The organism is Sphingobium xenophagum NBRC 107872 (assembly GCF_000367345.1).
GTDB classification, from domain to species: domain Bacteria; phylum Pseudomonadota; class Alphaproteobacteria; order Sphingomonadales; family Sphingomonadaceae; genus Sphingobium; species Sphingobium xenophagum.
Genome location: NZ_BARE01000006.1, coordinates 136,690 through 155,473 on the forward strand (window position 1 = coordinate 136,690; position 18,784 = coordinate 155,473).

The following is an 18,784-nucleotide window of genomic DNA, read 5'->3' on the forward strand; positions in this document are numbered from 1 at the left end:
TCACCAAACCAGTGCGGCAAAGTAGCCGATTGATGGCGATTGTTGCTGAAAACCTGGTCCCGTAAATTCGGCAATTTTCTGCTTTAAAATCATAAGGTTAAGCATTTGACGGACCTACTTTCGGCAGCCCACATAAAAATAAATATTTTCTCTAGCAATTACAGTAACTTATGATGAACCTGAACAATCGAGTGGGAATGATTTTGGCCCCTCCAAAGGGGGCTAAACACCTAGATTCGGACGATCAGTGTTCCGGCATTTCGTCCCTGGAAGATATCGACGAAGGCGTCGGGTATATGATGGAACCCGTCCCGCATATCATAACGATTGCGTAGGCGCCCTTCTGCCTCCCACTGGCGTATGGCGGCTATCGCCGACGCATATTCGTCAGCATAGTCGCCAACGACAAAGCCCTGCATCCTGATCCGTCCATAGACCAGCTTCATCATATCTCTGGGGCCAGCCGCCAGGCTGTTCGAATCATAAGCGGACAATTGTCCGCACAGCACGACGCGGCCATGTGGCGCCATCCTGTCGATAGCGGCCTGCATCACGTCCCCGCCTACATTATCGAAAAAGATGTTTACGCCGACAGGCGTGGCGTCCTTCAAAGCCGCTGAAAAGTCCGTCGAGCGATAGTCGATCGCGATGTCTGCGCCGACTTCCTCTTCCAGCCAGCGACATTTCTCCGGACCTCCGGCAACTGCAATGACCCGGCAGCCTGCGATGCGAGCCATCTGGCACACCATCGCACCGACCGACCCGGCCGCACCGGACACAAGGACGGTCATGCCGGGCTTTGGCTCTCCCACCGAAAAAAGACCGAAATAGGCGGTCAGGCTGTTCGGCGAATATAGTGTCATGGCGTCGACCGGGTCCATCCACGCCTGGATAGGCGTGACCGGGACGACTGCCGCATCGGGGCGTAGGACTGCATAATCCTGCCAGGGCGCCACGGCCGTGGCGCATTGTCCGGCTTCAAACCGCGCATGACGCGACGCCAGCACTTCAACCGCTGCCATGCCCCGGATCGGTTCGCCGATGCCGATCGCACCGCGATAGCTGCGTTCGGGCGAATTCAACCAGTTGCGGATCGTGGGGGCGCAGGAAATGATCCGCGTACGGACAAGAATCTCTCCCTCGTCCAGCCTGGGCGCTTCAAATGCCTCCTCATGATAGGCAAAATCGTCCGTCTGCACCGCACCTTCGGGCCTGCGCGCCAATAGCCAGGAGCGATTGAGGCTCATGACCGGTCGCCGAACCGTTTGCCCCCCTCCGCCAGTCGCACGAGCAGCGGAGCCGGGCGGAAGGTTTCGCCATGCAGCGCCTTAAGCCGACGCATGTCCGCCACGATCTTGCCCAACCCGACCTGATCGGCCCAGAAGAGCGGCCCGCCGCGATAGACCGGCCAATTATAGCCGAGCACCGCTGCTATATCGATGTCGGATGCCCGCAGCGCGATGCCTTCTTCCAATATTCTCGCACCCTCGTTGACGACCGGATAGAGCAGGCGCGCCAGAATGGCCCCATCCCCCACCGTTGGGCTATGCGCAACGGATCCTGCCGCCGCAACTTGGCTGATCAAGGTTGCGGTCAGGTCTGACGCATGGGGGCGCCGCTTCTCATCATAATCATAGTAGCCCGCACCGCGCTTCTGGCCCAGCCGACCGGCGGCGACCAGATCGCCCATGACGGTGCGTTCGGTCGCGTTCCGGCCAATAACATCGAGCCCCACCAGATCCATCATCTGGAAATGCCCCATGGCGAAGCCATAATCGACCAACACGCGGTCGATCGCTTCAATGGGCGTGCCTTCCAGCATCATCGCTTCGGCTTGTGTCCCGCGGGGCGCGAGCAACCGGTTTGCGATGAAACCGTCACACACGCCGCTGAGCACGGCGACCTTGCCGATCCGCTTGGCGAGCCGCATCGCCGTCGCAATCACGGGCTTTGCGGTGGCGGCGCCGCGCACGACTTCCAGCAGGCGCATGACATTGGCGGGCGAGAAGAAATGGAGCCCCACGACCCATTCGGGCCTACTGGTCGCTGCCGCGATGCGATCTAGATTGAGGAAGGATGTGTTGGACGCCAGGATCGCACCCGGTTTGGCAATCCGGTCGAGCCGCGCGAAAATATCGGTCTTGACGTCCATGCTCTCATAGACGGCTTCGATAACAAGGTCGGCATGGGCAAGCGCGCCAAGCTCCAGGCTGGGCGAAATCAGCGCCATGCGCTGCTCGACCTGCTGGCCGGTCATTCGCCCCTTGCTGGCGGTTGCCTCATAGTTGCGGCGGATCGTGGCGATCCCGCGATCCAGCGCCTCCTGGCTGGTTTCGACCAGCGTCACCGGGATGCCGGCATTCAGGAAATTCATCGTGATGCCGCCGCCCATGGTGCCTGCGCCGATAACGCCAACCGCCGCTATATCGATCGCCGCCGTCTCCGGCCCGATGTCCGGCACCCGTGCCGCCTCCCGCTCGGCGAAGAAGACATGGCGCTGGGCGGCGGATTCGGGGCTGGCGACCAGCTGCTCGAACAAGGCCGCTTCTTTTTCCAGGCCATCATCGAAATCAAGCATCACCGCCGCCTGCACGGCCTCTATGATCGCGCCAGGCGCGGGAAAACCCTTGAACCGGCGTGCGTTCGTCGTTCCAAAAGTCGTGAAGAGGTCCGGGGCGTTCCGGTCGCCTTCGATGGCATCGGTCCGATCTCTGATCCGCGGTTTCGCCGCGCCATCCGCCACCACGCGCCGGGCAAAGGCCAGCGCTTCGGATTGAAGCGATGGATCATGGGCGATCGCGTCCACCAGACCGAGCGACAGCGCCTCTTTCGCCTTGATCTGGCGACCCGATGTGACGATGTCCAACGCGGCCTTAGCACCGACGACCCTTGGCACGCGCTGGGTTCCGCCTGCGCCGGGAAGCAGGCCAAGATTGACTTCGGGCAGGCCTACGCGCGCACTTGCTGCGACGACGCGATAGTGGCAGGCGAGCGCCAGTTCAAAACCTCCGCCCAGCGCAGTGCCGTGAATGGCGGCAACGACAGGCTTGGGCGCGGCGTCGAGCATGGCACACAGGTCCGGTAAGGACGGCGACTGCCAGGGTTGGCCGAATTCGGTGATGTCCGCGCCGGCGATGAAGGTGCGCCCCGCGCATATCAGCACGATCGCATGCACCTGATCATCGCGGAACGCCCGATCGAGTTCAGACTGCAATGCTTGCCGCAGGGGAGCTGACAAGGCGTTCACCGGCGGATTGTCCAGCGTGATGAGCGCAATGCCGTCCGTGACGACGCTGCTGGCGGTCTGGTTCATGTCATGCGTCCTGTGTGGCGGGTGGTGCGGCGCGCCTGCGGGCGACCTCTTCCACGGCAATGGCGGCCATCGCCTTCTTGTCGAGCTTGCCGGTGGCGGTCACCGCCATTTCCTCGACCAGCACCAGATGTTCAGGCCATTTCTTGCGGGAAAGGCCTTGCTGCGAAAGATGGTCCAGCAGTGCAGGCAGGTCCATGCCGCTGCCTTGTGCCCTGAGGCGGCAGACCGCGCAGGCCTGCTCGCCCAGCTTGCGTTCGGGCACCGCGACCACCGCGACCTCGGCAATGGCGGGGTGTCGCAACAGCGCAGCCTCCACCTCGGCAGGGTCGATATTGAAGCCGCCCCGGATGATCTGGTCCTTGATCCGGCCGACCACCCGGACGAACCCTTCTTCATCACGGATGATTTCGTCCCCGGTCAGGTAGAAGCCATCCGGCGTCATGCGCTCCTGCCCGGCGCCCAAGCCCTGCGCATAGCCCAGGAAAAGGGATGGCCCGCGGACGCCTGCCTGCCCCCGGCTGCCCCTAGGCAGCGCTTTCATATCGGGATCGAATGCCTCTTCCTGCGTATCGGGAAAGGGGATGCCGTCAAAAAGCTGGCGGCGCTCCAGCGGGTCCGTGGGGCTGGTCGAGGCATGGCCCATGCATTCCGACATGCCGAACATGCGCAGCGCCTTGAGCCCCAGCAATCGGTCGGCGTCAGCGATCAGTTCCGGAGTCATGGCGCTGCCCCCCACAGCCATGGCGCGGAGGGGAAGGCGACCGCTCCATTCGCCGAGGCGGGCTGCTTCCACCATCGTGAACAGGTGGGTCGGGACGGCAATGGCCCAGCCACATCCGTAGCGTTCGGCTCGCCGAAGTGCTTCGGCTGGCACCCATGGGTCCACCAGCACGAGCGGATGTCCCAAAGACAGCGCGAAATGGGCCGTGAAAGTGAAGCCGGGGGCGCTGTCGAGCGGGACAATGCCCAATATCGCGTCGCGCGGATCAAGGCCGGCTATGGCCGCACAGGCGCGGGTTGCATAGTTGAGCGCTTCCGGGCCGTGCATCACGCCCTTGGGAACGCCGGTGCTGCCGGAGGTGAAGCCGATGAGTGCGGCATCGGCGTCGCGCGGATCACGCGACCGTGTGCCTGTCCCGGCAGTAACTTCGGGCAAGGTGTCGTCGGCGCCGCTTACCTTCGCAGCATGACCGAGCAAGGGTTCGAGCACGGCAAGATCGCCCGCGCCGAGCTTTGGCGATACCGGGCAAAATGTGGCGCACAGCGATGATACGGCAAGCGCCGTGGCAATCGTCGCCGGGCTCTTGTGCCCGGTCACGAGGACGCGGTCGCCCGGCTCTACCCCCACAGACCTGAGCCGCGCCGCAATGTCGACCGCTTGCGCGCGCAATTCGGCCCGGCTCCATAAACGGTCGTTGCAATCGGCCAGCGCGAGCGCGTCCGGTTCAGCGTCGGCAAGGCGCGCGAACTGCGGCCAGAGCCGCTCGGCGTTCCATTGAAACGTCGGATGGCGTTGTTCTTCAGGCAAGGGATTGCCCTCCATCAACGAGGAAGGTTTGACCAGTGATGAAGCTGCCCGCATCGGACGCCAGCAGCGCCAGCGTGCCAGCCACTTCGTCGGGGCGGCCAAAGCGGCGCATCAATATGCCAGCCCGCGTTTTTTCCTGAATGGCGGGGTCCAGCGTTTCCGTCATGCCCGTTTCGATCGATCCGGGGGCGATGGCATTCACCCGAATATTGTGCCCGGCCCATTGAGCGGCCAGGTCGCTGGTCAGGTGAACGATCGCCGCCTTGCTGGTGGTGTAGGGGACGACCTGTCCCGCGTCCGGCTGATAAGACAGGAAGGCGCCAACCGATGCGATATTGACGATCGCCCCGCCGCCCTGGGCGATCATGTGGCGCGCAGCATGACGGCAGGCCAGGAAGGTGCCGGTCACGTTGACATCCATCACCTTTTGCCAGCCCTTGAGCGGAATGTCCTGCGGCAGACCCCACCAGGATGCGCCGGCATTGTTGATGAGGATGTCGAGCCCCCCCAATCGCTCTACCGTTCGGGCGATTGTGGCCTCGACGGACGCTTCGTCGGCGATATTGCAAGCCAGGCCTGCGGCTGGCACTCCGAAGCGATCCGCTATCCCTGCCGCCAGATCGGCGCAATCCGCCTCCGTCCGTGATGCCAGCGCGACGGCGCAGCCCAGATCGGCCAGTGTCGCGGCCATCGCTTCGGCGAGCGCCCCGCGTCCACCGGTGATGAGCGCACGTTTGCCGTCGAGACGGAACTGAGCGGCGGCGAAGCCGGGTTTCCAGTCAGTCATGATCACCTCCGGCAAGCAGATCGATTTCGTCGGTGATCAGGATGATCCGCCGACCGCCCATGCCCCTGGTCTGCGCTGTCGCCGCTTTCCATTCGGGCGAGGCAAAGGCGATGTCCAGCGCCGCCTGGTCAGCGAATGTCAGCACGGCATGGCCGTCCCAGCCCGGCGCTTCCGGACTGTCATAATCCTTTGTCACCGCCCCATGCCGATAGGCGATAAGGCCGGGCAGAACCCTGGCGGCGTCGGCGTGCGGCCCACGCCACCAGGTGGTGAACTGTTCGTGAGTCCAGTCCTGCGGCCGGCTGGCCAGGACGACCATGCTGACCGCCATGGCTTATTTGCCCGTCCAGACCGGCTGGCGCTTTTCGAGGAACGCCGCGACGCCTTCCTTCGCATCGGCCGAATGGTGCACCACGTTGCAGGTCATGGTTTCCAGCGTGATGAGCGAGTTGGTGTCGGCGTCCATACCGCGGTTCACCGCCATCTTGGTCATCCACATGCAGAAGGGGCTCTTGTCGATCAGCGGAGCGCAGAAATCCTGGATCAGCTGCTCAAGCTGATCGCTGGGCGCGGACGCATTGCACAGGCCCCATTCGACGCATTCCTTGCCCGAAAGCAGCTTGCCCGTCAGCATCAGTTCCTTCGACTTGCGCATGCCGATGTAGCGCGGCAGGCGATAGATCGGGCCGGCGCCGCCGAACAGTGCGCGGCGGATGTGGAAGTCGCCGATCTTGGCGTCGTCGGCGGCGATGCCGAAATCGCACGAGATGAACAGCTCGAAGCCCCCGGCGACCGCATAGCCTTCGACGCAGGCGATGGTCGGCTTCTTCATGTTGTAGATCTTGTCGTAGGTGCGCGCCGAGTCGATCGCGAGCTGAAGCGACGTGCTGGTTTCGTGCAGCACCGGACCGACCAGCTGACCGAGGTCGGCACCCGCGCAGAAGGTGTTGCCGCGACCGCGGAATACGACGGCCAGGACCGAATTATCCTCTGCCGCCTTGTCCACCGCCGTTTCAAGGTCGCGCAGAAGCTGCGGGCTCACGCAATTCTTCACATGGGGGCGATTGAGCCAGATCGTGCAGATGCCGTTATCGGCCACTTCATATTGGATGACGTCCTTTTCCGGTTCCATGTAACTTCTCCTTGGCAAAGATGTAAAAAGACTGGTTGTTTCAACGTGCTATGCCGCCCTCTTCCGGCGGGGCGAGCATGCCCCCCACCGCCATCCACGCAGCAATTCCCGCAGATGGGACGGCACAAAGCACCGCCTCGGCAATTTCCTCGTCGCTGGCGCCCGCATTGCGCGCGCCGCGCACATGGGTTGCCGCCATCGGACTGTATCCGGCCGCAAGAATGGTGAGCAAAAGCAGCTCGCCATATTTGGCGGACAATGGGTTGGCGTCGATGCTGCCCCGCCGCATCAGGTAATAGGCGTCCGCCGCTTCGGGCACGAGCCGCATCAGGGCGCCCAATGGCGCTGGAATAGCGCCTGCCCAATAGGCGCGGAAATTCGCCTCTGCCTCTCCATGGCCAGCCTTTGGCAATGGTTGCGGCTGCGGAGCCTGCACATCGTCAAAGCTGTCACTGATGATCTGTGCGAAATCGAGTGCCGCCGCTTCGCCGCGAAGGCTGGAGAGCACGATCAGCCCGGCGGTCGCGTCCTTCGCGGTCAGGCCGAGTGCGACGCCCCGTTCCATTTCCTGCCGGGCAAGGGTGAGGTGGCGGCGATCGATCGCAGCCACGGTCGCGAACAGCGCTTTCAGTTTCGCGGGAACCGCGCCATCCGACTCGATGACCGACCGGAAACTGGCATAGCCAGCCAGCGTGTAGGGCGCATAGCCCCGCAGCAGGGCGACATCCATCAATGGGCTATTCGTCATCGCATGCTCTCCTGCCATCCAAATGATCGACCGACTGGTCGGGCGTCAACCGAAAATTTCTCTCCTGACCAGTTTGACAGCCGACCAGTCGGTCGACTATTTATTTCTCGACCGATCGGTCGGGTGAGTCCTAAAGAAAGGGGCGAGCCGGCTCGAATCCGGCGGTATATCTGGAGTGGATGCGTGGATTTCGAACAATCGCCTAAATCCATGGAGTGGATGGAGCGTGTAAGAGCGTTCATGGAGGAGCACATCGTTCCTGCCGTTCCCCTCTATCACCAGCAGTCCGCCGCGATTGATCGCTGGACCGAGATTCCGCCGATTTTCGACGAACTCAAGGACAAGGCACGACAAGCGGGGCTGTGGAATATCTTCATGCCGCCATCTGAGCATGACGATGAATTTTTCACCAGTGTTGGCCTCACCAATGTCGAATATGCCCCGATCGCCGAATTGATGGGGCGGATTTCCTTCGCCAGCGAAGTGTTCAACTGCATGGCGCCCGATACCGGCAATTTCGAGGTGCTGCACCGCTATGGCACAGCAGACCAGAAGCAGCGATTCATGGTGCCGTTGCGCGATGGGGAAACCCGCTCCGCCTTCCTGATGACGGAGCCGGCCGTCGCCTCCTCCGACGCGCGCAATATCCAGACCGATATTCGCCGGGATGGCAGTGACTACGTCATCAATGGCCGGAAATGGTGGTCGTCGGGTGCTGGACATCCGCGTTGCGACTTCTTCATCGTCATGGGCAAGACAGATGCTGACGCTGCGCCTTATCGGCAGCAGTCGATGATCCTGGTGCCCCGTCACACGCCTGGTGTGACGTTGGTGCGCCATTTGCCTGTCTTTGGCTATGATCACGCGCCGCACGGGCATTTCGAAGTGGCGCTGGACAATGTTCGCGTCCCGGCGGAAAATATGCTGCTGGGCGAGGGGTGCGGGTTTGAAATCGCGCAGGGCCGTCTTGGTCCCGGTCGTATCCACCACACGATGCGCAACATCGCGACGATGGAAGTGGCGCTGGAAAAAATGTGCCGCCGCCTCCTGTCGCGCAGGGCTTTTGGCAAGGTGATCGCCGAACACTCTGTCTGGGAGGAGCGGATCGCCAGAGCGCGCTGCGAGATCGAGATGGCGCGCCTTCTCTGCCTCAAGGCGGCCCACAAGATGGATGTTGTTGGCAGCAAGGCCGCGCGCGCGGAGATCGCCATGATCAAGATCGCCGCGCCCAAAATGGCGCAGCAGATCGTCGACGACGCAATTCAGGCGCATGGAGGCGGCGGTGTCAGTGATGATTTCGGTCTGGCGGAACTGTGGGCCAATACCCGCATCGTGCGCCTGACCGATGGGCCGGACGAGGTGCACGAGCGGCAGCTTGCCCGAATGGAACTGGCCAAATATGCCGAAGGGAAGGGGGCGTGAGCGGCGCGCAGCCTGCCGCGACGATCGGCTCGACGGTCGATGTCGCCGTCAACAGTGCCTTCGACGAGGCCCGCCTGGCCGCCTATCTTTCTGGCCGGATTACCGGATTTTCGGGGCCGATGCGGGTTCAGCAGTTTGAAGGCGGGCAATCCAATCCGACCTTCCTCCTGTCGACGCCGGATCACAGCTATGTCCTGCGCCGCAAACCGGCCGGCATCCTGCTGAAGTCCGCCCATGCCGTGGATCGCGAATATCGGATAACCAAAGTCCTGCACGAAGCCGGGCTGCCGGTGGCGGAGCCGCTGCTGCTGTGTGAGGATGAGGATGTCATCGGCAGCATCTTCTATGTGATGCGCTATGTGCCGGGGCGCAGTTTCTGGGATCCGCGCATGCCCGGCCTCGACCATGCCCAGCGCGCCGCCATTTATGATTCGGCCAATGAAACGCTCGCCCGCCTGCACCTCGTCGATTTCGCGGCGCTTGGGCTTGCCGACTATGGCAGGCCGGGCAACTATTTTGCGCGGCAGATTTCCCGCTGGTCGCGGCAATATGAGGCATCTCGCACCCGCGACATTCCAGAGATGGACCGGCTGCTCGCATGGTTGCCCGATGCCATCCCGGACACCGACGAACGCACCACGATCATCCATGGGGATTATTCCTTCCATAATCTGCTGGTGCATCCGACCGAGCCCAGGGTGTTGGCGGTCATCGACTGGGAATTGTCCACGCTCGGCGATCCGCTCGGCGACCTCACCTATCATATGATGGAATGGTTCAGGCCGGAGGGGGTGGACGTGCGCGGGACGTTGCAGGGGGCTGATCTCGCCGCGCTCGGCATCCCGAGCGCAGACGAATATGCCCGTCGCTATTGCGAGCGAACGGGTCTTCGGGGCGATCCGACCCACCCCTTCTACCGCGCGTTCAACCTGTTCCGGGTTGCGGCGATCCTGCAAGGGATTGCGGGGCGTGCCCGCGACGGCGTGCAGACCGCAAACAATGCCAGCGACATCGTCACGCGGATCGAGCCACTCGCCAAGGCGGCCTGGCTGGCAGCGCAGGAGGCTGGCGCAGGCTGACCGTGTGATGGGGCAACAAGAAATATCTGGGCGCAAGACAAAATAGCTCAAATCTGAGGGAGAGATGATGATGAAAAGGTTTCAAATAGGCCGAGTAGCGCTCCTTTCCGGATGCGCGTTTGCCGGGATAGTCGCGCCGGCGCATGCGCAATCTGCCGCGACCGCAGCCAACGCCACGCCAGCGGCGGATGCCGCTGCGCCATCCGCGCAAGACATCATCGTCACCGGAACGCGCGTGGTGCGCGACGGCTATAACCAGCCGACGCCCGTCACCGTCGCGCCTACCACGGAACTGGAGAAGGCGACGCCCACCAATCTGGCAGATGCCATCAACAAGCTGCCGCAGTTCGCCAATTCGGTCAGCCCGCAATCCAACAGTCAGTTGCAGGGCAATAGCGGCGAGCATGGCAACCTGCTCAATCTGCGCGGTGTTGGCCCGACCCGTGCGCTGATCCTGCTCGACGGCATTCGCGTGCCGCCCACGACCTTCCGGGGCGCGGTGGACGTCAACACTATTCCCCAGCTGCTGATCCAGCGCGTCGATGTGGTGACCGGCGGTGCTTCAGCCGTTTATGGGTCCGACGCGGTCAGCGGCGCCGTCAACTTCGTTCTCGACAAGAAATTCACGGGCGTGAAGGGCGTGGCGCAGCGCGGCGTTTCGACGCGCGGAGATCTTGGCAACTATCGCATCGGCATCGCTGGGGGCATGAGTTTTGCAGGCGACCGGGGTCATGTGCTTGCCTCCATCGAGCGTTTTGACAGCGACGGCATCAATCGCAGCGCGCGCGTCTATGGCGATGACGCCTATGCAGCCGTGGGGTCGGTTCCCGGATCGACAGTGGCGCCGGGTCGGGCGGGCAACCCGTTCACCTTCCTGCCCAACCTGCGCTTCACGACGAACGACTATAATAATGGCATCATCACGTCGAGCACGGTCCCCTCGCTCACAAATTCGATCTTCCTGCCTGGCGGGGCCGTGCGGCCGATCCAGCGCGGCACGCCCACCGGCACGCCTGGCACCAATGTCGGCGGCGATGGCCTCTATATCCCCGGCTTCAACCAGTTGATCGCCCCCTTGACGACGACGCAGGGTTTTGGCCGCATCGCCTATGACATGACGGATACGCTCACCGCCCATGTCCAGGGCAGCTATTCGCGCAGCGTCACCAGCTATGACACGCAGGCGCAATCGGTGCTTGGTTTCCGTTTCTTCAGTGGCAACGCCTTCCTCAATCCCGCGGTGCAAGCTCAGATGGGCCCCAATGATTCGTTCGCCATGTTCCGCTTCATCGCTGAACAGGGACCGATCCCGACGCGCGAAGCGACCGACGCCTATCTGATCAACAGCGGGCTTGAGTGGAACCTTGGCGGATGGAACGTCACCGCCGACTACACCCACGGCAAATCCGTCACCAAATTTGCACAGACGCAGGTTGAGGTTCCCAAGCTTGCAGCCGCGCTTGACGCAGTGCGTGCGCCAAACGGCTCGATCGTATGCCGCGTGACGCTGACCAACCCCGGCCTGTATCCAAATTGCACGCCGCTCAATGTGTTCGGGGCGGGGACGCCCTCTGCCGCCGATCTGCAAACGGTCCTTGGCGTTTCGCGCTATCGGGCCATGAACAGCACGGACGATTTCGTGGTTTCGGCGCGCGGAGATATTTTCGAGCTTCCGGCAGGGCCGGTCACGGTCGCCATCGGTGCGCAATATCGTCGGCAGAAGCTTGATCTCACGTCCAATTCCGACCCCGCCGTGCCTGTGGATTTCACCGGCCTGCGTGGCGTGCCGGCCAATCGCCAGACCCGTTTCAACAACACCAATGTCGGATCGGCCTTTGGCAAACTCAACGTGAAGGAAGCATTTGCCGAAGCGCAGGTTCCGGTATTCAAAGGCCAGCCTTTTGCCGAGGAACTGAGCCTCAACGGTGCCTTCCGTATCACCGACTATAGCACGAGCGGAAGCGTCAAGACCTGGAAGGTGGGCGCTGTCTACAAGCCGATCAACGACATCATGTTCCGTGTGACGCGCTCACGCGATATTCGCGCGCCTTCGCTGTTCGAGCTGTTTGCGGGCGTTCAGACCCAGCCGGTGAACTTCAACGATCCCCACACCGGGACGCCGGGTTCGATCCGCCAGTTCAGCGGCGGCAATCCCAACCTTGATCCGGAAACCGGCGATACATTCGCTGCCGGCGTGGTCCTCAGCCCCAGTTTCCTGCCTGGCTTTGACATTTCGGTCGATTATTATGACCTCAAGATCAAGGGCGCCATCGCCACGCAGGGGCTGAACGACGTGGTCAATGAATGCGAAACGTCCAACGGCACCTCGCCCACTTGCGCCCTGATCGAACGGCCGCTGCCATTCAGCGACCGGACAGCCGCCAACTATCCGATTTCCGTGAGCCTGATTACACAGAATATCAGTTTCCTGCGCACCAGCGGTCTCGACATCACCATGTCGTATCGCACCAAGCTGGGCGAGGGTGATCTGACGCTGCGCGCCTTTGCGAACTATCTGGATCGCTACAAGACGCAGACCAACTCGATTGCGCCAGTGATCGATTATGCGGGCCATGGCGTCAACAGCCAGACCGGTTATGCCTATCCCAAGTTCCGGGGGACGCTTAGCGCCAACTACACCAATGGTGGCCTGACGCTTTTCGTGCAGGAGCAGATGATCGGCAAGGTGACCATCGGCAACCTGAAGAATGATCCGACCTCCTTCTACGCGGTGCCGGCGATCAAGCCTGTCTTTTATACCGACGCGACGGCTTCCTATAAATTCGACGTCCGCGGGGAGCCGGAGCTGTTCGTGACGGCGACGAACCTGCTTGATCGCAAGCCCCCGCTGGTAGCCGCCGCCGCCGCGCCGGGACTTCTCTACCCGACATTGTTCACGCTCTACAATGTCGCCGGACGCACGCTGACGGCGGGGGTTCGTTTCAAGTTCTGATGGCCCACTGGACAGGGATGTTCGATAATTCGGGGAGGCGCGCCAGCTGCGGGCCTCCCTTCAATCACAAAGCCTTTCAAGAGGTAGTCGCATGAACAGCCCTCCCATCGGCCTCACCGTGCCGCCGCCGACGTCCGATGCGAGGCTGCGCCGCACGATGCTGGTCATGCTGGGCCTCGTGTCCATGTTCAACTATATCGACCGCACGGTACTGTCGGTGCTTCAGGAACCGATCAAGCGTGAACTTGGGCTGAGCGACGGCCAGCTTGGACTGCTCACCGGCCTTGCCTTCGCGCTGTTCTATGCCACGCTATCCCTTCCGATCGCGCGCCTGGCGGATCGATTCAATCGCCGCAACATCATCGCCGCCTCGCTCGCAACGTGGAGCGGGATGACAGCACTTTCGGGCCTGGCCACCGGCTTTGGGTCTCTGGTGGCCTTCCGCATCGGGGTCGCGCTGGGGGAGGCGGGTTCAGTGCCCGCGTCCCATTCCATCATCGCTGACTATTATCCGCCCGAAAAGCGGGTCACGGCGCTAGCCCTTTGGGGGCTGGCGCTTCCGGCGGGGATTATGTTCGGCTATGCGTCGGGCGGCTGGATCGCCTCGGCATTGGGATGGAGGCTCGCCTTCGGTGTGATTGGCGTTGCGGGAGTGGCTCTGGCCCCGCTTGTGTTGCTGCTGGTCAAGGAGCCTGTACGCACTGGATCGGCGGCGTCTGCGAAGGCGGACGGCGCGCCTCCCGTGGGCGAAGCGATGCTTTTCCTGTGGCGACTGCGGACCTATCGCTTCATGCTGATTGGCACCACGCTCCACGCCTTTGCCCAATATGCGATGATGAGCTGGTCCGCGCCCTTCTACATGCGTGTCCATCACATGCCGCTTGCCGATGTTGCGTCCTGGCTGGCCCTGATGAACGGACTGGGGGGCGGCGTTGGCATCTATCTGGGTGGTCGCCTGTCGGACGCTGCGGGATCGCGCGATCCCTCTGGCCGCATCTGGGTCAGCGCTGTCGCGATGCTGCTGATGGTGCCAGCAGCGCTGGCCCAGTTTCTCGTCCCATCGCTTACCGCTTCCTTGGCGTTCGGTTTCGTCGCGACGATGCTCATGTTCTTCTATTATGGCCCGATCATCGGCGTGCCGCAGTCCATCGTCCCGCCCCGTATCCGGGCATTGACCTCTGCCGTGACATTGCTCGTGTTCAACCTGTTCGGGTTGGGCCTGGGGCCAGCGGTGACGGGATTCCTCAGCGATTATCTGGCAGCGACGGGCGGGATGCAGGTCACGTCGCTGCGTTATGCACTGGCGACAGTCATCCTGTTTTCGCTTGCGGGCGCCGGTTGTATTGGTTGGGCCTGCCGCTTCTACGCGGCGGATCTTCGGAAGCCTTGAGCATATCCGTACCATCCCTGCGCGCCTTCGCGGTGCGGCTTGCGCTCGCGATGAATATCATCGTCACGCCGGTCTGCGCAGGGCAGACGTCCAGCGCGGCCAATACGCAGCAGCTATTTGCGGGAGAGAGCACGGATCCCTATATGCTGGCCGTTCGGGCCACGATATGGGGCTATCCCCTGGTGCGCGCGGCGCAGTTGCGGGAGAAGGCAACCCTGCCCAGCCACCCCCTAGCGCCGCGTTCCAAGACTGTCGCCACGGCCCCGATCAACCGGATCGGGCAGGCGCGCGACCTTGCCGGACCTGATACGCGAATCGGCGTCGCACCCAATAACGACACGTTGTACAGCCTTGCCTTTCTGGACACGAAGGATGGGCCGTTCCAACTCGACACGCCGAACTTCAAGCATCGTTACTACGTCTTTCAGTTCGGCGAGGCTGATAGTTCGACCCGGACATCCTTTGGCCAGAGCAGTCATGGCAGCAAGCTGCCCCCCATTTTCATCGTCGGACCGGATTATCGGGGTCATGTTCCAAAGGGCGCACAGATTGTTCGCAGCACGCAGCGCTATCTGATGGTGGCGGGCCGCGTCCTTGTTGATGGACCGCAGGATCTGCAAAAGGTCCACCGGTTGCAGGACCAGATAAGGCTGCGGCAATGGTTGGGTCCGAACCGGCTCGTTCCGGCACCCATTGCATCCCAGCGCATTCTGGCCAGTGAGGCGGATGATGTGCCCAAGGGACTGGCGCTTCTCGCCGACCTCGGCACGGTGCTTGAAGACTGGCGCGTTTCAAAAGAGGATGCTGGCCTGATTGCGTCGCTACGTCCGATCGGCCTCACGATAGACAATGGCTTTCGCTACGCGCAGCTGTCGCCGACCGTGCGTGCCGCCATGGAGCGTGGCGTCGCCGACGGGCTGGCGATCATTCGGGAGAAGACACGCCATCTGGGTACGATGTCAGGCGGATGGTCGACCAGCTATGCCGGTTCCCGCTTTGGCGATGACTTCCTGTTGCGGGCGGCTGTGGCGATGGACCAAATCTATGTGCTGGACAAGGACGAGGCGCTGTATCCGGTCGCCCATCTCGATGCGCAGGGGCGACAGCTTGACGGTCGGAACACATATATCCTCTGCTTTCGCAAGCAGGATCTGCCGCCAGTAGACGGTTTCTGGTCAATCACGCTCTACTATGAAAAGGGATTTCTGGCGGCCAACTCTATCAACCGCTATTCGATAGGCGACCGGACGCCGGGCATTGTCTACGGAAGGGATGGTTCGCTTGGGCTCCTTATCCAGAATGAAGATCCCGGCGCGGACAAGCGGAGCAACTGGCTTCCGGCGCCGCGCGAACCATTCATGCTGATGATGCGCCTTTACCGGCCCCAACATCGGGCGGTGGACGCGCAATGGCATCCGCCAGCCATCCAGCCGATCGACATGGCCAGCACGCCCGGTTCAGAAGGCTGCGGAACGCCCTGACATCAGGCCACGGTCCGGCCATTGTCGATGACGATCTCCGCGCCGTTCAACCGGATCGATTCATCGGATACCAGGAACAGGACCAGATCCGCGACATGCTGCGGCTTGCCCTCATGACGACGGGCGGCTTCACGCAATTCGGGTGCAGCAAAATGATAAGCCTGACGGACCATCTCCGTGTCGTGAGAGCCAGGCAGAACCATGTTGGCGCGAACGGGATAGCCCTGCTGCTGGCAATGGACGATCAGGCTGCGCGTCATGGAGAGGACGGCTCCCTTGGCCGCGCTGTAGGCGAATACTGCCGGATTGCCGCGAATGGCTGCAACCGATGCGATATTGACGATCGACCCGGCCCCGCTTGCCGTGAGCGCTGGCAGGCATGTCTTGCAGCCCAGGAACGTCCCTTCCGCCGAAACCGCAGTCACGCGGCGGAACGACTCAAGCGAGGATTGCTCGACGGTTTCGAAGCGGGCGATGCCGGCATTGTTGACCAGGGCGTCAAGACGGCCATGGACCTGCATGATCTTCGCCAACGAAGCCTGCCATTGCGTTTCGCAGGTCACGTCCAGATGCAGGGCCATGGCCGCCGGAAGCGCATCGGCGACCCGCCGCGCCGCCTGCTCGTCGACGTCGGCGACGACGACGCGCGCGCCCTCGCGCGCCAAGGCTGCGGCATCGGCCTGACCCAGGCCGTGCCCAGCTCCAGTTACGAGGACGACCTTGCCTTCAACCCTGCCTTTTGCTGCCACGACCAGTCTTTCAGGCTGCCAGAGCTTCACGCGCGGCAGATCCGCCGCCATGCAGGCGCGATAGCAGCAGCACACGGCGCAGGCCGCGCCCGACCGCAAGTTCATCGGTCACGCCCATGCCGCCGTGCAATTGCACGGCCTCTTCCGCAAGCTTCAAGGCGGCATCCCCTACATAGGCCTTCGCCGCCGTGACGGTCCGGACCCGCTCCTCCTCCTCGACCAACGCCGCTTTCAAAAGCATTGAGCGGGATTGCTCCAGCCAGGTGTACATCCGGGCGCAGCGATGCTGGACGACCTGAAAGCTGGCGATCGGCTTGCCAAACTGCCGCCGCTGCCCGACATAATCGACCGTCAGGTCCAGCAAAGTCGCCATCGCACCCACCAGTTCGGCAACTATCGAGAGCCCGGCAAGAGCCTGTGCTTCATCCCATTGCGTCGCGGGCAGTGTGAGCGCCACGGCCTCCGCCGCATCGAACTGCACTTGGGCCGCCATGCTGCCGTCGACCAGGCGAACCGGCGTCCTGCGGACTGCGCTATCCATGGCGTCGACCAGAAATAGCCCGCCCGCCGCTGTTTCCACCACAATAGCGTCAGCATCCATCCCGTCACGGACGATGGCCGCCGATCCGCGGAGCTTTCCGTCCGCACATTCTCCGCCGCGTGCCAACGCCAGCAGGGCATCTCCCTGCAACAGCCGTTCGCCCCAGCGTTCAGCAGCCGGACTGCCGACGATCGCTCGGCCACACAGCAGGATCGATTCAGCGAGCGGGGAGATGGCGAGGGCGCGTCCCATCTCCTCCGACACGATCATCACTTCCGCTGCGCCACCCCCCAGGCCACCTGCCTGTTCCGGCATCAGCAAGGCGAACAGGCCAAGCTCGCCGAGCGCGCGCCACTCATCAAGCGGCATCGGCCCCTTCGCCATGGTCGTGGCGTCATATCGGTCCGCCAGAAAGCGGCGGACCATGTCGCGCACCATGGCCTGCTCATCGCTGAGCGCGAGGTTCATGGTTCAGAGCACCTCGATGATCGAGGCGTTGGCGATACCGCCGCCTTCGCACATGGTCTGGAGACCGTAACGTTGGCCGCGCGCCTTGAGCGCATGGATGAGCGTTGCCATCAGCTTCGTGCCGGTCGCGCCGAGCGGATGACCCAGCGCGATTGCGCCGCCGTTGACGTTCAGTTTGGACGGGTCCGCATCAAGTGCCTTCATCCAGGCCAGCGGGATGGATGCGAAGGCTTCGTTCACTTCAAACAGGTCGATGTCCTTCATCGTCATGCCCGCGCGATCGAGAACGCGGCGGGTTGCAGGGATCGGTTCCTCCAGCATGATCACCGGGTCGCCAGCCGTCACCGCCAGATTGACGATGCGGGCGATGGGCGTCAGACCATGCGCCCGAACCGCCGCTTCGGATGCGACGAGCACACCGCTAGCGCCGTCGCAAATCTGGCTTGCAGCGGCGGCGGACAGCGTGCCTCCCTCGCTGATCAGCTTGACCGAGCCAATCGACTCCAGTGATGCATCGGCCCGCACCCCTTCGTCGCGATCATGCACCGCCTGCTCGCCGTCCGCAGTTACGATGGGCACCGGCACGATCTCCCGGTCGAAAGCGCCCGCCTTCATCGCTGCGGTCGCCTTCTGATGGCTGGCGAGCGCGAAACGGTCATGGTCGTCGCGGGTGAAGTCATATTTGTCGGCGATCATCTGCGCACCGTCAAACTGGCTGAACATCGCAACGCCATAGCGCTGCTGGATGGCTTGGGAGAAGGGATTGGCGCCGATACCGCCAGACTTGGCCAATGTGATGGCTGATCCCATCGGCACGCGCGTCATGCTTTCGACGCCGCCTGCAATGACGATGTCCTGAAGGCCGGATATGACCGCCTGCGCTGCGAAATGCACCGCCTGCTGGGATGATCCGCACTGCCGGTCGATCGTCACGGCCGGGACGCTGTCGGGCAGGCTTGAAGCGAGCACGACATTGCGACCGAAGGCGAATGTCTGCTCGCCCACCTGGCTGACGCAGCCGATGATGACATCGTCGATCGCCGCAGGATCGACACCCGCGTCCGCCACCAGCGCATCCAGTATCAGTGCGCCCAGATCGGCTGGATGACAACCGGCAAGGCGGCCATTGCGGCGGCCACCGGCGGTCCGGCGTGCGGAAACGATATAGGCTTCAGGCATGATGCATCCTTCTT

Annotated in this window: 15 protein-coding genes; 5 read left to right on the forward strand and 10 right to left on the reverse strand. The window is 62.7% G+C overall.

Annotated features, from left to right (window positions below; all coding sequences use genetic code 11):
* Nucleotides 1-230: 230 nt before the first annotated feature.
* The 7 genes from SX1_RS03295 to SX1_RS03325 all read right to left on the reverse strand — a co-directional run bounded on the left by SX1_RS03295 (nucleotide 231) and on the right by SX1_RS03325 (nucleotide 7,508).
* Nucleotides 231-1,247: an NADP-dependent oxidoreductase gene (locus tag SX1_RS03295; protein WP_019051909.1), complete on the reverse strand. Its 1,017-nt coding sequence runs from the start codon at nucleotides 1,245-1,247 to the stop codon at nucleotides 231-233.
* On the reverse strand, nucleotides 1,244-3,313 hold the full coding sequence (locus tag SX1_RS03300; RefSeq protein ID WP_019051910.1) for a 3-hydroxyacyl-CoA dehydrogenase NAD-binding domain-containing protein: 2,070 nt from the start codon (nucleotides 3,311-3,313) through the stop codon (nucleotides 1,244-1,246). Before SX1_RS03300 ends, SX1_RS03295 begins: the two co-directional genes overlap by 4 nt.
* Before the next feature lies 1 nt (nucleotide 3,314).
* The gene (locus SX1_RS03305; protein WP_019051911.1) at nucleotides 3,315-4,856 is read right to left on the reverse strand and encodes a class I adenylate-forming enzyme family protein; all 1,542 of its coding nucleotides are present in this window, start codon (nucleotides 4,854-4,856) and stop codon (nucleotides 3,315-3,317) included.
* Nucleotides 4,834-5,628 (reverse strand): SDR family NAD(P)-dependent oxidoreductase, encoded by a 795-nt coding sequence (locus tag SX1_RS03310; protein WP_019051912.1) that lies wholly within the window; start codon nucleotides 5,626-5,628, stop codon nucleotides 4,834-4,836. Before SX1_RS03310 ends, SX1_RS03305 begins: the two co-directional genes overlap by 23 nt.
* On the reverse strand, nucleotides 5,621-5,959 hold the full coding sequence (locus tag SX1_RS03315) for an EthD family reductase (protein ID WP_019051913.1): 339 nt from the start codon (nucleotides 5,957-5,959) through the stop codon (nucleotides 5,621-5,623). Before SX1_RS03315 ends, SX1_RS03310 begins: the two co-directional genes overlap by 8 nt.
* A 3-nt stretch (nucleotides 5,960-5,962) precedes the next feature.
* The gene (locus tag SX1_RS03320; RefSeq protein ID WP_241763581.1) at nucleotides 5,963-6,727 is read right to left on the reverse strand and encodes an enoyl-CoA hydratase/isomerase family protein; all 765 of its coding nucleotides are present in this window, start codon (nucleotides 6,725-6,727) and stop codon (nucleotides 5,963-5,965) included.
* A 73-nt stretch (nucleotides 6,728-6,800) separates the two neighbouring features.
* A complete protein-coding gene (locus SX1_RS03325; RefSeq protein ID WP_026149464.1) occupies nucleotides 6,801-7,508 on the reverse strand; it encodes a carboxymuconolactone decarboxylase family protein in 708 nt (235 codons plus the stop codon).
* Nucleotides 7,509-7,727: 219 nt separating this feature from the next.
* On the opposite strand from SX1_RS03325, the gene SX1_RS03330 reads away from it, so the two are divergent.
* From SX1_RS03330 to SX1_RS03350, 5 genes are all read left to right on the forward strand, one after another.
* Entirely contained in the window at nucleotides 7,728-8,930 is a 1,203-nt protein-coding gene (locus SX1_RS03330) for an acyl-CoA dehydrogenase family protein (protein ID WP_081609924.1), read from the forward strand.
* Nucleotides 8,927-10,009 carry a phosphotransferase family protein gene (locus SX1_RS03335; protein ID WP_019051916.1) on the forward strand — a complete coding sequence of 361 codons (1,083 nt, stop codon included), beginning with the start codon at nucleotides 8,927-8,929 and terminating at the stop codon, nucleotides 10,007-10,009. The genes SX1_RS03330 and SX1_RS03335 overlap by 4 nt, the downstream gene beginning before the upstream one ends.
* 67 nt (nucleotides 10,010-10,076) lie before the next feature.
* Entirely contained in the window at nucleotides 10,077-12,962 is a 2,886-nt protein-coding gene (locus SX1_RS03340; protein ID WP_026149466.1) for a TonB-dependent receptor plug domain-containing protein, read from the forward strand.
* Between the two features lie 91 nt (nucleotides 12,963-13,053).
* On the forward strand, nucleotides 13,054-14,352 hold the full coding sequence (locus SX1_RS03345) for a spinster family MFS transporter (RefSeq protein WP_019051918.1): 1,299 nt from the start codon (nucleotides 13,054-13,056) through the stop codon (nucleotides 14,350-14,352).
* Nucleotides 14,349-15,833: a DUF1254 domain-containing protein gene (locus SX1_RS03350; RefSeq protein ID WP_026149467.1), complete on the forward strand. Its 1,485-nt coding sequence runs from the start codon at nucleotides 14,349-14,351 to the stop codon at nucleotides 15,831-15,833. The genes SX1_RS03345 and SX1_RS03350 overlap by 4 nt, the downstream gene beginning before the upstream one ends.
* 2 nt (nucleotides 15,834-15,835) lie before the next feature.
* Here SX1_RS03350 and SX1_RS03355 read toward each other — a convergent pair whose 3' ends face one another.
* From SX1_RS03355 to SX1_RS03365, 3 genes are read right to left on the reverse strand one after another with little or no spacing between them, the layout of a single operon-like run.
* The gene (locus SX1_RS03355; RefSeq protein WP_019051920.1) at nucleotides 15,836-16,633 is read right to left on the reverse strand and encodes an SDR family oxidoreductase; all 798 of its coding nucleotides are present in this window, start codon (nucleotides 16,631-16,633) and stop codon (nucleotides 15,836-15,838) included.
* Nucleotides 16,593-17,591, reverse strand: coding sequence for an acyl-CoA dehydrogenase family protein (locus SX1_RS03360; RefSeq protein WP_019051921.1), 999 nt, complete (start codon nucleotides 17,589-17,591; stop codon nucleotides 16,593-16,595). The genes SX1_RS03355 and SX1_RS03360 overlap by 41 nt, the downstream gene beginning before the upstream one ends.
* A gap of 3 nt (nucleotides 17,592-17,594) precedes the next feature.
* Nucleotides 17,595-18,770, reverse strand: a complete 1,176-nt coding sequence (locus SX1_RS03365; protein WP_026149469.1) for an acetyl-CoA C-acetyltransferase — start codon at nucleotides 18,768-18,770, stop codon at nucleotides 17,595-17,597.
* Nucleotides 18,771-18,784: the final 14 nt, after the last annotated feature.